This is a genomic window from Corynebacterium sp. HMSC074C03, assembly GCF_001838285.1.
Classification (GTDB): Bacteria; Actinomycetota; Actinomycetes; order Mycobacteriales; family Mycobacteriaceae; genus Corynebacterium; species Corynebacterium amycolatum.
Map to the genome: position 1 here is coordinate 45,429 of NZ_KV836254.1, position 13,498 is coordinate 58,926.

Sequence of the window (13,498 nt, forward strand, 5' to 3'; positions counted from 1 at the left end):
GGGAGCATATTCATCAGCCGATTTGTGGGGTGATACCAACAATTAAAGCGGTGTGGTTTTTGCATTCACCGGAGTGGAAACGCTTATGATAAGTGAATGACTTCGACGCAATCTGAGGAGAATTCCTCACACAACCATAAGCTTCAGCGCAGGCTGAGAGCTCGCCACCTGAACATGATTGCCATTGGCGGTGCCATTGGCACGGGCCTGTTTGTTGCCTCCGGTGCGACCATTTCGCAGGCCGGTCCAGGCGGTGCGCTCATCGCTTACGCCCTTATCGGCATCATGGTGTGGCTGGTTATGCAGTCTCTCGGCGAGATGGCCGCCTACCTGCCAGTGCCCGGTTCCTTCCAGGAGTACGGTCGCCGATACGTCTCAGAATCCTTCGGCTTTGCCATGGGCTGGAACTACTGGTTTAACTGGGCGATTACTGTGGCCGCAGAGCTCGTCGCTGCTGCACTGGTGATGCGCTATTGGTTCCCGGATGTGCCTTCAATCGTCTGGTCCGCGCTCTTCCTCGCGATTCTATTCGGGCTGAATGCCCTGTCCGCACGTGCATTCGGCGAGGGTGAGTTCTGGTTTGCGACCATCAAGGTCATTACCGTTATCGTCTTCCTCGTTCTTGGTGTCGGCATGATTTTCGGCATCTTGGGTGGGTCCTCCCCCGGCTTTGAAAACTGGACCACGGGCGATGCCCCATTCGTCAACGGCGGAATGGGACTGCTGGCCGTTTTCGTCGTAGCCGGCTATTCCTTCCAGGGCACCGAGATGGTTGGTGTAGCAGCAGGTGAGGCTGAGGATCCTGAGCGCACAATTCCCCGCGCGATTCGTACTATCTTCTGGCGTATTCTGCTGTTCTACATCGGTGCCATCGCTGTTATTGGTTTCCTTATTGCGTACACTGACCCGAATCTTCTGAACGCGGCTGAGGACAACATTTCCATTTCACCGTTCACTCTGGTCTTTGAACGCGCAGGTATCGCGATTGCCGCTGGCCTGATGAACGCCGTCATTCTGACTTCGGTGTTGTCTGCGGGTAACTCCGGTATGTATGTGTCCACTCGTATGCTGTTTTCCCTGGCTCGCCAGGGACAGGCTCCGCGTTACTTCGGCAAGCTTTCCGGGCACGGCGTTCCGCTGCGCGCTCTGATCGCCACCGCTGTCATCGGTATGGCTGGCTTCATTACTTCATTGGTAGGCGATGGTGCGGCGTACACCTTCTTGCTGACGCTCTCTGCGCTCGCGGGTTTTATCACCTGGTTTGGTATCTCTTTCAGCCACTACCGCTTCCGCAAGTGTCTGAAGGCCCAGAATATCCCGTTGGATTCGCTTCCCTACAAGGCGAACTTTTTCCCCGCAGGTGCTGTGCTGGCACTGATTATGTGCTTCTTTGTGGTGGCCGGACAGGCACTTGACCCGATTCGCACTGGCGAGAATATCTTCGCTATCCTCACTCCGTACCTGGGTATTCCGGTCTTCGTCCTGCTGTGGTTCATCCATAAGAAGGCCACGGGCTCTAAGCTCGTTGACCCGGCCACCGCAGACATGAGTCGCGAATAGCTGCGAATGGCTGTGAATAGTTGTGAATAGTTGTGAATAGCTAATGCATCTCGCATCGAACTCTCACGACTCGGATTAGCAGTCGAAGACAATAGCGACCCCGCTTGGCACTCTTTTAGCGCCAGGTGGGGTCGCTTTTTAACTCTAAATCGGACAACCCTAAAAAAAATATGGGCCACACGTGAGAATACGGGCTGCACATGTGAAACTGTGCGAGTTTATGACGCTTTCAGGCAATTTTTCGGGCCATATTTGACATAAACGCAGTCAGTAACTCAGAAACAAACGAAAAAGTGCCTAGCTGACCGAGCCAGGAGCTCGTCGCCAAGCACTTTTAACGTAGCGGTTCCCTAATCACCGCTGTCACTGATCGTCTAGACCGAGAAGCCGAGAGCGCGCATTTGCTCGCGGCCTTCCTCGGTAATCATGTGTGGGCCCCATGCCGGGGACCAGACCCAGTTGAGGCGGAAGTCGCGGATACCCTCGACCTTCATGACCTCAGAGGCAGTCTGGTCGGTGAGCATATCGGTCAGCGGGCAGGCCGGGGACGTGAGTGTCATGAAGATAGCGGCAATGTCGCCTTCTTCAATCCAGATGTCATAAACCAGGCCCAGGTCCACGACGTTGACTCCGAGCTCCGGGTCAACAACCTCGTACATAGCCTCTTCAACCTGGATGGCGAGCTTGTTATCGGCTTCGGTCTGCTCCGGCGCCGGCGGGACGGTGATGGACTCGTACGCATCCCCCTCATCGATTGGAGCGCCAGTGGTCATGGTGTCCTCGTCGACAGCGTCAGGCTGTGCGGGCGAGGTGGCGTCAATAGCGTTTGGTTCAGTCATGTTGGTGGCCTTCCTCGTCAGCGGTAACAGTTACAGTCGCGGTACCAACGCCGTTGCCTTCAGCGGCGTTGGCCAGAGCCTCAGCGGTTGCGGCCTGGAAAGCTTTCCAACCGAGAAGTGCGCACTTCACGCGGGCAGGGTACTTAGAGACACCAGCGAAGGCAATGCCATCGCCGATAATGTCCTCGTCGCCTTCAATCTTGCCGCGGGACGTGACCATCTTCTCGAACTCGGTGAGTTTGGCCATGGCCTCGTCGACAGTCTTGCCGACAATCTCCTCAGCCATAACTGAGGTGGAGGCCTGTGAGATAGAACAGCCCACGGCGTCATAGGAGACGTCATTGACGACGGTGAGGTCGTCGTTCAGGGTGACGCGAAGCGTGAGTTCATCGCCACACGACGGGTTGACATGGTGCACTTCCGCGTTGAAAGGCTCCCGCAAACCCGCGTGCTGCGGATGCTTGTAGTGATCCAGGATGACTTCCTGGTACATCTGCTCGAGCTTCATGTCCCTCTCCTTTCTTAAAGTTACGGGGTGACACCGAAGAACTTCTGGGCGTGGCGCACTGCGTCGGCAAGCGCCTGAACGTCCTCTTCCGTGTTGTAGATGTAGAAGGATGCCCGGGCGGTCGACTGTGCATTGAGAATCTGGTGAATCGGCCACGCGCAATGGTGTCCGACGCGGATGCACACGCCCTGGTCGTCGAGAACCTGGCCAAGATCGTGCGGGTGAATGCCCTCGACCTTAAAGGACACGGCAGAGCCACGCTGTTCTGGGGTAGTCGGACCGATGATGGTCACGCCGTCAATTTCCTGCAGCTTTTCCAGCGCGAGCGCGGTCAGGCGGTGCTCATGAGCCGCCACCTTATCCATACCGATGGCATCCAAGTACTTCACCGCAGCACCAAGGCCGACGACCTGAGAAGTCATCATGGTTCCCGCCTCAAAGCGCTGCGGAGGCGCTGTGAAGGTGGTCTTCTCCATGGTGACGACCTCAATCATCGAGCCGCCAGTGAGGAACGGTGGCAGTGCCTCCAGCAGTTCCCGGCGAGCGTAGAGCGCACCGACCCCGTTGGGGCCGAGCATCTTGTGGCCGGAGAACGCCAGGAAGTCCACATCGAGATCCTTGACGTCGACAGGCATATGCGGCACCGACTGGCAGGCATCGAGGACTACCAGCGCGCCGACTTCGCGAGCACGGCGCACCATCTCCTTCACATCGGTGACTGCACCGGTGACGTTTGACTGATGGGTAAAGGCCACAACCTTGGTCTTTTCGCTGAGTTCCAGCGAGTCCATGTCAATGCGGCCGTCCTCAGTCACGCCATACCAACGCAGTGTGGCACCAGTGCGACGAGCCAGCTCCTGCCACGGCACCAAATTCGCGTGATGCTCCAGCTCAGTGACGACAATCTCGTCACCTTCGCCGACCTGGTACTGACCTGCGCGGTCGTCGCCAAGCACGAATGCCACTGTGTTCAACGCTTCGGTGGCGTTCTTGGTGAAGACCAGTTCGTCGTAGTCAGCGCCGATGAAGCCTGCAATGGCTTCGCGGGCATCTTCGTAGGCGTCCGTGGCCTCCTCAGCAATCTCGTAGGCACCGCGGTGCACCGGGGCATTGTGGTGGGTTAGAAACTCCACCTCAGCATCGATGACCTGTTTCGGGCGCTGCGAGGTCGCTCCGGAGTCCAGGTAGACCAGCCGCTTTCCGTCACGGACAGTGCGCGACAGAATCGGAAAGTCCTCGCGGAGTGATGGGCTGAGTAGTTCGGCGTTAGGCATTGATGAACTTCTCGTAGCCGTGCTCTTCCAGCTCGTCTGCGAGCTCCGGGCCACCGGAGGTGATGAAGCGACCATCGTGGAAGACGTGGACGAAGTCCGGCTTCACGTAGTTCAGGATGCGCTGGTAGTGAGTAATGATCAGGATGCCGCCGTCGTTTTCGTTCTGGTAGCGGTTAATGCCGTCGGAGACGACGCGCAGAGCGTCGACGTCAAGGCCGGAGTCGGTCTCGTCCAGGATGGCGAACTTCGGCTTCAGTAGGTCGAGCTGCAGAATCTCGTGACGCTTCTTCTCGCCACCGGAGAACCCCTCGTTTACGGAGCGCTCGGAGAACGACGAATCGATCTCCAGGTCAGCCATTGCCTCACGGACCTCCTTGACCCAGTGGCGCAGCTTCGGAGCTTCGCCACGGACAGCGGTTGCTGCAGAGCGCAAGAAGTTGGACATGGACACGCCGGTGACCTCAACCGGGTACTGCATCGCCAGGAAGAGGCCAGCCCGAGCGCGCTCATCGACGCTCATCTCCAGCACGTTCTCGCCGTCGAGCAGGATCTCGCCTTCGGTGACTTCGTAACGCGGGTGACCTGCGATGGTGTAGCTCAGGGTGGACTTACCGGAGCCGTTCGGCCCCATCACAGCGTGGGTCTCGCCAGAGTTGATCGTCAGGTTGACGCCCTTCAAAATCTCCTTGGGCTCAGCGGACTCGTCGGTCGGCAGCACCTGCGCGTGGAGGTTACGGATTTCCAAAGTGCTCATAGTGAAATCTTTTCCTTTAATCGGTGTAAGTGGCCTGCTCCCCCGGTGCTACCGGGGTGACAGGGCGGAAATAGGGTGAGAAAGAAGATAAGCGGTTAGAAGCCAGCGGTGTTGAGCTCTTCGTCAACGAGTTGCTCAAGCTTCTCGCGAACGGACTCGACCGGAATCAGGTTGATGACCTCGCTGAAGAAGCCGCGAACCACCAGACGGCGGGCTGCCATTTCGGGGATACCGCGGGAGAGCAGGTAGAACAGCTGTTCCTCGTCGAAGCGACCAACGGTAGCAGCGTGACCAGCACCAGCGATTTCACCGGTTTCGATTTCCAAGTTCGGAACTGCGTCGGCACGCGCGCCCTCGGTGAGTAGCAGATTGCGGTTCAGCTCATAGGTATCGGTGCCCGTGGCCTCTGCACGAATGAGCACGTCTCCCACCCACGCGGTGCGGGCCTCACGATGAGCGACATTCGGCTCGCCCTGCAGCGCGCCCTTGTACATGACGTTGGAGCGGCAGTTCGGCACAGCGTGGTCTACCAGCATGCGGTTTTCGAAGTACTGACCGCCATCGGCGAAGTACACGCCCAGCAGGTCGACGTCGCCGCCCGGAGCAGTGAATGCAACGCGCGGAACGATACGGACAACCTCGCCACCGAAGGTCGCGACGGTGTGGCGCAGCGTGGCATCACGGCCGACGCGAATATGGTGAGCAGAGCCGTGAACTGCATCTTCGTTCCAGTTCACCATGGTCACGACGCTCAGCTTGGCGCCGTCGCCGATTACGAACTCAATGTTGTCCGCGAACGTGCCGCTGCCACGGTAGTTAATCACGCAGACGGCCTCGGCGTGGGACTGCACATCAATGACGATATGGCCATAGGAAACGTTGTCCTCGCCCGGGCCATCGATGTCAATGACGACCGGTTCCTTGGAAACCGAATTCTTCGCGAAGGTCACGATGTGTGCATCGTCGAAGTTGGAGTACGCCTGTGCTGCCACGCGATCCGTCGGGGTACCGGCGCGGCCAAGGCGTTCGTCGTCACGCTTGACGACGTCCACAGCGACACCATCCTGACCGGCAGTCTCGACCGAAATCGAGGCTGCAACCGGATCGGCGGCGGTGCCGTTGTGGAGACCGCGAAGTTTGCGCAGCGGTGTGAACTTCCACTCCTCATCCTTGCCATGCGGCACGGAGAAGTCCTCCACGTTGAAAGATGAGAAAACGTCGCCCTTGTTCGCCAGCACGCGGCGGCTATGAGCAGCCTGGTTTTCGTTGTTAATCGTCGTAGTCATAGGTATTAACCGACCGAACCTTCCATCTGCAGTTCAATGAGGCGGTTGAGCTCGAGGGCGTATTCCATCGGGAGCTCCTTGGCAATGGGCTCGACAAAGCCACGCACGACCATGGCCATTGCATCTTCTTCTTCGATGCCGCGGCTCATCAGGTAGAAAAGCTGATCGTCAGAGACCTTGGAAACCGTTGCCTCGTGGCCGAGGGTGACGTCGTCCTCGCGGACATCCACGTACGGGTACGTGTCCGAGCGCGAAATCGTGTCGACCAGCAGTGCGTCACACTCGACGTTGGAGTGTGAGTGCTTAGCGCCCTTGTTGACCTGCACCAGACCGCGGTAGGCAGCGCGGCCACCGTTGCGGGCCACGGACTTGGACACGATGTTGGAGCTCGTGTGCGGAGCCATGTGCACCATCTTGGCGCCGGTGTCCTGGAACTGGTCCTCGCCAGCCATAGCAACGGACAGCACCTCGCCCTTGGCGTGCGGACCAGTCATCCACACTGCCGGGTACTTCATGGTGACCTTGGAACCGATGTTGCCGTCAATCCACTCCATGGTTGCACCCTCTTCGCACTTGGTGCGCTTGGTAACCAGGTTGTAGACGTTGTTCGACCAGTTCTGAATTGTGGTGTAGCGGCAGCGGCCGCCCTTCTTCACGATGATCTCCACAACAGCCGAGTGCAGCGAGTCAGACTTGTAAATCGGAGCGGTACAGCCCTCGACGTAGTGCACGTAGGCATCCTCGTCGACAATAATGAGCGTGCGCTCGAACTGTCCCATGTTTTCCGTGTTGATACGGAAGTATGCCTGCAGCGGGATGTCCACGTGGACGCCCTTTGGGACGTAAATGAAGGAACCGCCCGACCACACTGCGGTGTTAAGCGCAGAGAACTTGTTGTCGCCAGCAGGAATAACGGTGCCGAAGTACTCCTTGAATAGCTCCGGGTGTTCCTTCAGCGCAGTATCGGTGTCCAGGAAGATAACGCCCTGGCTCTCCAAATCCTCGCGAATCTGGTGGTAGACAACCTCAGATTCGTACTGAGCGGCGACACCGGCGACCAAGCGCTGCTTCTCCGCTTCCGGAATGCCGAGCTTGTCGTAGGTGTTCTTAATATCCTCCGGAAGGTCTTCCCAGGTCTGGGCCTGCTTCTCGGTGGAGCGAACGAAGTACTTAATGTTGTCGAAGTCGATGCCCGACAAATCCGCGCCCCAGGTGGGCAGCGGCTTGCGGTCGAAGATTTCCAGAGCCTTCAAGCGACGCTCAAGCATCCACTCAGGCTCGTTCTTCTTAGCCGAGATATCGCGAACGACCGCTTCAGATAGGCCGCGCTTCGCGGAAGCGCCAGCGGTATCCGGGTCGTGCCAACCGAACTGGTAGGCACCAATGGACTCAATAATCTCTTCGTCAGTCTGCGGAGTGGCAGCCTTCGTGGATTCAGCCACGTCGGTGGAGTTCTCATGGGCGAGGGTCATTGTCCGCTCCTTTCATGTGGCAATTCAGTAAGTGTCTTTGTTACGGGAGTGAGTGGGATATTTGTGGTGCAGATACCGTTTCCATCAGCGATAGTCGCCAACGGTTGGGTGTGCTGCCCTAATAATTTACTAACGGCTTCATGCTCCGCCGCGCAGAGCTCCGGAAACTCGGAGGCTACGTGGCTAATTGGGCAATGGTGCTGGCAAATCTGCACGCCGCCAGTGTTCTGGTTGATAGTTGCCGCGTATCCGGCCCGTCGGAAAGCATCGACGACGGCCTCTACGACCTCTTCCTTCTCCGCGTTCTGCCCCACAGGGGTGACGCCGAGCAGAATGTCATCAATGCGCTGACGGGCAAACTGGGCAACTGCCTGCTCACCGCCGGCCTTGCGCAGTGCGGTCAGAGCTGCGCTAGCAAGATCGTCGTAAGCGTGTCCGAATCTAGCGCGGCCCCGGTCTGTCAGGCGGTAGGACTTTGCTGGCCTGCCTCGACCCCGGGGGCCAGTACTGGGTGCCGGAGCGGTTTCGGCGAGACCTTCGTCCACCAGAATGTCAATATGGCGACGGACTCCTGCAGCGGATAGTCCCAGGGTGTCAGCGATAGAAGTCGCGGACGCCGGGTTGTGTTCCAGAAGCAATTGGAGAATGCGCTTGCGCGTATCACCGTCATTGACGGTCGGCTTCCGATCAGCCATGACTGGTGAGTCACCTCCTGCGATTGGACTGCTGGATTATAAAAAGGTGTCTAGGTGGCTCAGCGAGGCAAATATCCCACTTGCGCCGCTGGTGTATTAGACAACACAATTGTGTCGTAATTGGTGCATAAAGTCCAACGCATTTAAATATCAATGCAACGTCGCTGATTAGAACGCCCTTTCGGCGTGTCGAATCGTCTACTATGTGACCTTGTGAAAACTAACCGACCCGCCTTGCGCCGCTCGTCCACCTTCGACGATGCTCTCGGGGTGCGTGACGCCATTCCGAAAATTGGTCTGGCCGGTTCCAGGTCGGCAACCCTCCACCAAGGCTCAGAACAGCCGCTCCAACACCGCATCAATTACCGCGAACTCCGACGCTTCACCTGGCTGCGTTGGCTGGGTGCTCTCGGGTCGGTGTTTATTATGGTCGCCGGGATTGGCGCAGGCGCGACACCGGTGGTTGGAAATGAGTTTTGGGGTACACCACTCGGTCTAATCCTCGGTCGAATGTTGGTGGCAACGACAATCGTCACCTTCGTGGGGATTGGCATGTTAGTCACAGCCTGGTTGGGTGTCGGAGCTTTCGTTCTGGCCGGTGCGCGGACTCGCGTCACCGCGGTGACCACTCCGATGCTCATACGCACCTACGCCGCATGGGTATTGCCCTTGGTGTTTACCGCTCCCCTGTTTACGCAGGATATCTACTCCTATTTGGCGCAGGCTGCAATTGTGGAGCGGGGTATGGATCCCTATCTCGCAGGACCTGTGGACCTATTGGGAGCCAACGACCCACTGGCCCGATCGGTGCCATTGATTTGGTCGCACTCTCCGAGCCCATACGGCCCCACAGCCCTCGCAGTGGCATGGGGTATCGCCAAGATAACCAGCGACGGGGTGATTGCTTCCGTCTTTCTACACCGACTCGTCGCCATCGTTTCGCTTCTCGTGGTGTCCTGGGCGCTGGTGCAGCTTGGTCGCCGCTGCGGAGTTAGCTCTCAGTTCACCCTATGGCTGGGCACGCTCAATCCGCTGGTATTGCTGCACCTGGTGGGGGGTATCCACAACGAGGCCCTGCTGCTTGCACTCCTGCTCGTTGGCCTCGAGCTGTGTCTACGCGCTATCCACGGTCCTGCGCAATCGATGGAGCCCGATGAGCTGCCAGAACCCGGACCAATCGGACACGAGAACCAAAGCCGAGGAAGATCATGGGCACTGTATGTAGGCGGTATTGTGCTCATCAGCCTCGCCGGAATGGTTAAAGTTACCGGTTTCGTGGCGCTCGGCTTTGCCGGCATGTGGCTGGCCAGAAAATTCGGCAGCACCTGGAAGGCCGTTGCTCTTTCCGCAGTAGTGACGGGCGCAATAACCGTCGTCACGGCAGTCGTTGTTTCCTTAGGAACTGGTCTGGGCTTTGGTTGGATCACCGCGCAAGGTGGCGCCGCGACGGTGCGCAGTTGGATGTCGCTAACTACCCTGCTCGGGATCATCGCTGGTTTCTTCGGGAGGCTCCTGGGGCTCGGCGATATCAGCGACAGTGCTTTGCTGTTTACCCGCGGCATTGGTGTAGCGCTAGTGGCTGCCTGGCTCCTACGCATGCTGTTAGCGACGTTCCGTGGTCGCATTCACCCGCTCGGCGGCTACGGCCTGGCGATGTTCGCTCTAGTAATCCTCTTCCCCGTCGTGCACCCCTGGTACCTGCTATGGGCCATCGTGCCGCTGTCCGCTTGGGCCAACCGGGTACAATTTCGCATTGCCGTGGTTCTGTACTCGGCAATTTTCAGTTTTGTAGTACTACCACGCGGCCTGGGGTTGCCTCCGGGCACCGTCGCTCAGATTTACCTACTGGCGTTGGTATTCTTCGTCGCAGTCATGCTCGTCATCTTGGCGTACTCGACGCGATCTAAGGTATTTCGCCTTCATTAAAACTGTGAGATTAGACTGACTAACCGTGAATAACGCTGCCAATTCTCCTGCTCTGCGCCTTGAGAACGTAACGAAGAAATTCGATGACGTTGAGGCTGTATCAGACCTTTCGCTTTCCCTGGATCGAGGTAGGGTTCTTGCGCTTCTCGGCCCCAACGGCGCTGGTAAGACCACAACCGTTGAAATGTGTGAGGGCTTCATCAAGCCGGATGAAGGGCGAATTCGCATTCTCGATCTCGACCCGGTCACTCAAACCACAGCACTGCGCAGCCGCATTGGCATCATGCTCCAGGGCGGAGGTGCCTACCCCGGTGTTCGCGTTGGCGAAATGCTGAACCTCGTTGCCAGTTACTCCGCAAATCCACTGGACACTGATTGGCTCCTTGAAGTCGTAGGCCTAGAACGCCATCGTAAGACGAACTACCGCAGGCTCTCGGGTGGTCAGCAGCAGCGACTGTCGCTCGCATGCGCCCTGGTCGGACGTCCGGAGCTGGTGTTCCTCGACGAGCCGACAGCAGGCCTCGATGCCCAGTCCCGTCTAGCCGTCTGGGATCTCATCTCGTCGCTGCGCCGGGATGGAGTCACCGTAGTCCTGACAACGCATCTGATGGACGAGGCTGAATCGCTTGCCGACGACGTTGCGATTATCGACCGAGGCCATTTAGTTGTGGCCGGCACCACCGAGGAAATCACTAGCGCAGGCGCATCGGCGCTCCATGGGACGTCGTCAAGCACTGCTATGAAGGTCAGCGTTCGAGGCAGCCTTGACTTCGAAGAGGTTAACCGCAGCTTTAGCGAGTCTGGTCTTTCGCAGCGTCTGCAGCGTTCTGGCGGTGGAGAGTTCTCACTGATTGGTGAGGCTTCACCGCGCGCCCTGACTGTCTTGGCGCAGAGTTGCGAGCGACAAGAGGTGTTGATCACCTCGTTGAATAAGGCGACACAATCGCTTGAAGATGTCTTCTTGCAGATCACTGGAACGGAGATGAGGAGCTAATGACTACCGCACCGAGGTCTGATGCCTCCCGCTTTGCTAAGGACACTTTCGCCCCGGCGCCGCAGCGTTCGGACATGGCAACGTTGGTCATGTCGCAGGCGTGGTTGGAGACGAAGCTCTTCTGGCGGCACGGTGAGCAAATGCTCCTCACCATCATTATCCCGTTGGCGATGCTCATCGGCCTGGTGATGGTGCCTGTGTTGGAACTCGATGATCCGCTCGAGCGCATCTTCCCCATGGTGCTGGCGATTTCCGTCATGTCTGCAGGGTTTACGGGGCAGGCAATTGCCGTGGGCTTTGACCGTCGTTACGGAGCCCTGAAGCGCATCGGTGCCTCAGGCGTGCCACCGTGGGGCATTATTGCAGGCAAGATTGTGTCGGTCTGCACTACTGTCACGTTGCAATACATACTGTTCAGCCTCGTGGGGCTCGCTCTTGGCGCAGAGCTCTCGATTGGCGGCTGGCTGTTGGCTTATGTGGGGATGCTTCTGGGAACGTTCGTTTTTACTTCATTGGGCTTGCTCATGGGCGGCACGTTGGGGGCCGAGCTAATCCTAGGTCTCGCCAACCTGATCTGGTTCCTCCTTATTGGTGCTACTACTTATGTGGCCGTCGCACCGTCGCTAGATGGCATCAGCTCTGTACTGCTGCACCTCTTGCCGTCCGTCGCGCTTACCGACGTGATCTCCGCGGCATTGGCCATGTCCGTCCATTGGTCAGCTGTCGGGGTGCTGATCGTGTGGGGTGTCCTTGGCGCTGCACTGGCGGTCCGCTGGTTCCGTTTTGATATGCCGAATGACTAGGAATCTATCGGGGAATCTGCATAGAAAAGCGCAGCCCAACGCAGGGGTTTCGCTTTTTACCATTTTCCGCCAGCATGGGTAGAATTTCTTAATGTGAATACTGCAGATCGAAGTTTGCCCCTATCGTTTTTGCCGCTGACACCGATCAGGCGCCAGAAGCTCTATGCCCTGCTCGTATTGATTGCACAGGCGGCAATTGCGGTAACCGGTTCTATCGTCCGAGTTACTGGTTCAGGTCTCGGTTGTGCTTCGTGGCCAGAATGTCACCCGGGTAGCTTCGTGCCTGTCGCGGGGCAAGCAGAGATGCTCCATCAGGTTATTGAGTTCGGCAACCGGCTGCTCACCTTTGTGCTAGTTGCTCTGACACTTCTGCTCTTCCTTTCGGTTATGCGTGTTGGCCGCCGCAACGAAATCAAGTTGCTGGCCTTCCTCAACGGTCTCGGCGTTATCGTCCAGGCTGTCATCGGCGGCATCTCCGTTCTGGTTGACCTGAAGTGGTACGCCGTAGCCCTGCACTTCCTGCCTTCGATGATTCTGGTCTGGCTCGCGGGCATGCTTTTCATCAAGATCTCTGAGCCTGACGACGGCACTGCTACCCGTATGTACCCGCGCTATCTGCGCTATCTGGCCGCCGCCTCCGGTTTGGCCCTGACGATGACGCTGATTACCGGAACTATGGTCACCGGTGCGGGACCACATGCTGGAGATGCCTCGGTGCTCCCGGAGGATCGCCTCCAGCTTCCGATTGTTGACTTGGCGCATATCCACGCTGGTTTTATGTACCTCTACCTTGGCCTGGTTATCGGTCTGATTTTCGGGCTGCTGGCCTCGGAAGCCTTTGCACCTGTGCGTAAGGTTGCCATCGCACTCGTTGTGTTCATTTTGGCTCAGGGTGTAGTTGGAATGATTCAGTACTGGTCCGGTGTACCGGAGGCATTGGTGCCGGTTCACGTTGCCGGATCTGGTATCTGCACCGCTTTGACTGCAGTACTTTTCCAGCACGGTTACCGCACGATTGGCGGTAGCGCAGTAGTCACTGGCTCTCTTGAAGGCGATGCGGCTGCCGCCACTGTTGCTTCGGAGAAGAACGTTGAGGTTACCGCGTAGCTAGCTGCTGGTTAGCGGTTGTATTAACCACTGTGGTTACCGGCTGTTGATTACTGCTTGAACCGCCTAAACACGCGCAAATCAAAGTGCGTGTTTAGGCGGTTTTGCTGTCTGTTTGGCTTTGTGTGCTCGGATGTGTGTTTTCCCCGCGGCTAGCGGGCGGCGTGAGCGATGCTAGGAGCGGTGCGAGGGGCGGGCTGCCCACCTATCGATCCGAGTTACTGACTGCGGTTATGACAAAAATGTCCCGAAAAATGGCCTGAAAGTGTCATAAACTCGC

General features: G+C 57.9%; 12 protein-coding genes. 5 read left to right on the top strand and 7 right to left on the bottom strand.

Translation table 11 applies throughout. The features are described 5' to 3' along the window. Window positions 1-96: 96 nt before the first annotated feature. The gene (locus HMPREF2847_RS09295) at window positions 97-1,560 is read left to right on the top strand and encodes an amino acid permease (RefSeq protein WP_070852231.1); all 1,464 of its coding nucleotides are present in this window, start codon (window positions 97-99) and stop codon (window positions 1,558-1,560) included. Window positions 1,561-1,934: 374 nt separating this feature from the next. On the opposite strand, the gene HMPREF2847_RS09300 is transcribed toward HMPREF2847_RS09295, so the two are convergent. From HMPREF2847_RS09300 to HMPREF2847_RS09330, 7 genes are all read right to left on the bottom strand, one after another. Next, window positions 1,935-2,399: a metal-sulfur cluster assembly factor gene (locus HMPREF2847_RS09300; protein WP_038625394.1), complete on the bottom strand. Its 465-nt coding sequence runs from the start codon at window positions 2,397-2,399 to the stop codon at window positions 1,935-1,937. Next, the gene (gene sufU, locus HMPREF2847_RS09305) at window positions 2,392-2,907 is read right to left on the bottom strand and encodes a Fe-S cluster assembly sulfur transfer protein SufU (protein WP_070852232.1); all 516 of its coding nucleotides are present in this window, start codon (window positions 2,905-2,907) and stop codon (window positions 2,392-2,394) included. The genes HMPREF2847_RS09300 and sufU overlap by 8 nt, the downstream gene beginning before the upstream one ends. 20 nt (window positions 2,908-2,927) lie before the next feature. After that, the gene (locus tag HMPREF2847_RS09310; RefSeq protein ID WP_070852233.1) at window positions 2,928-4,181 is read right to left on the bottom strand and encodes a cysteine desulfurase; all 1,254 of its coding nucleotides are present in this window, start codon (window positions 4,179-4,181) and stop codon (window positions 2,928-2,930) included. Further along, window positions 4,174-4,935 carry a Fe-S cluster assembly ATPase SufC gene (gene sufC / locus HMPREF2847_RS09315; protein ID WP_070852234.1) on the bottom strand — a complete coding sequence of 254 codons (762 nt, stop codon included), beginning with the start codon at window positions 4,933-4,935 and terminating at the stop codon, window positions 4,174-4,176. Before sufC ends, HMPREF2847_RS09310 begins: the two co-directional genes overlap by 8 nt. Before the next feature lie 95 nt (window positions 4,936-5,030). Then, complete coding sequence (gene sufD / locus HMPREF2847_RS09320; RefSeq protein ID WP_070852235.1) at window positions 5,031-6,221, bottom strand: Fe-S cluster assembly protein SufD; 1,191 nt, start codon at window positions 6,219-6,221, stop codon at window positions 5,031-5,033. Window positions 6,222-6,226: 5 nt separating this feature from the next. Further along, window positions 6,227-7,693: a Fe-S cluster assembly protein SufB gene (sufB, locus tag HMPREF2847_RS09325; protein ID WP_049170616.1), complete on the bottom strand. Its 1,467-nt coding sequence runs from the start codon at window positions 7,691-7,693 to the stop codon at window positions 6,227-6,229. Further along, a complete protein-coding gene (locus HMPREF2847_RS09330) occupies window positions 7,690-8,388 on the bottom strand; it encodes a helix-turn-helix transcriptional regulator (RefSeq protein ID WP_070852236.1) in 699 nt (232 codons plus the stop codon). Before HMPREF2847_RS09330 ends, sufB begins: the two co-directional genes overlap by 4 nt. A gap of 186 nt (window positions 8,389-8,574) precedes the next feature. Here HMPREF2847_RS09330 and mptB point away from each other — a divergent pair, with 186 nt between their 5' ends. From mptB to HMPREF2847_RS09350, 4 genes are all read left to right on the top strand, one after another. After that, window positions 8,575-10,314: a polyprenol phosphomannose-dependent alpha 1,6 mannosyltransferase MptB gene (mptB, locus tag HMPREF2847_RS09335; protein ID WP_070852237.1), complete on the top strand. Its 1,740-nt coding sequence runs from the start codon at window positions 8,575-8,577 to the stop codon at window positions 10,312-10,314. Between the two features lie 25 nt (window positions 10,315-10,339). Beyond that, window positions 10,340-11,308, top strand: a complete 969-nt coding sequence (locus tag HMPREF2847_RS09340; protein ID WP_070852238.1) for an ABC transporter ATP-binding protein — start codon at window positions 10,340-10,342, stop codon at window positions 11,306-11,308. Next, the gene (locus HMPREF2847_RS09345; RefSeq protein ID WP_070852239.1) at window positions 11,308-12,111 is read left to right on the top strand and encodes an ABC transporter permease; all 804 of its coding nucleotides are present in this window, start codon (window positions 11,308-11,310) and stop codon (window positions 12,109-12,111) included. The genes HMPREF2847_RS09340 and HMPREF2847_RS09345 overlap by 1 nt, the downstream gene beginning before the upstream one ends. A gap of 93 nt (window positions 12,112-12,204) precedes the next feature. After that, window positions 12,205-13,218 carry a COX15/CtaA family protein gene (locus HMPREF2847_RS09350; protein WP_070547102.1) on the top strand — a complete coding sequence of 338 codons (1,014 nt, stop codon included), beginning with the start codon at window positions 12,205-12,207 and terminating at the stop codon, window positions 13,216-13,218. Window positions 13,219-13,498: the final 280 nt, after the last annotated feature.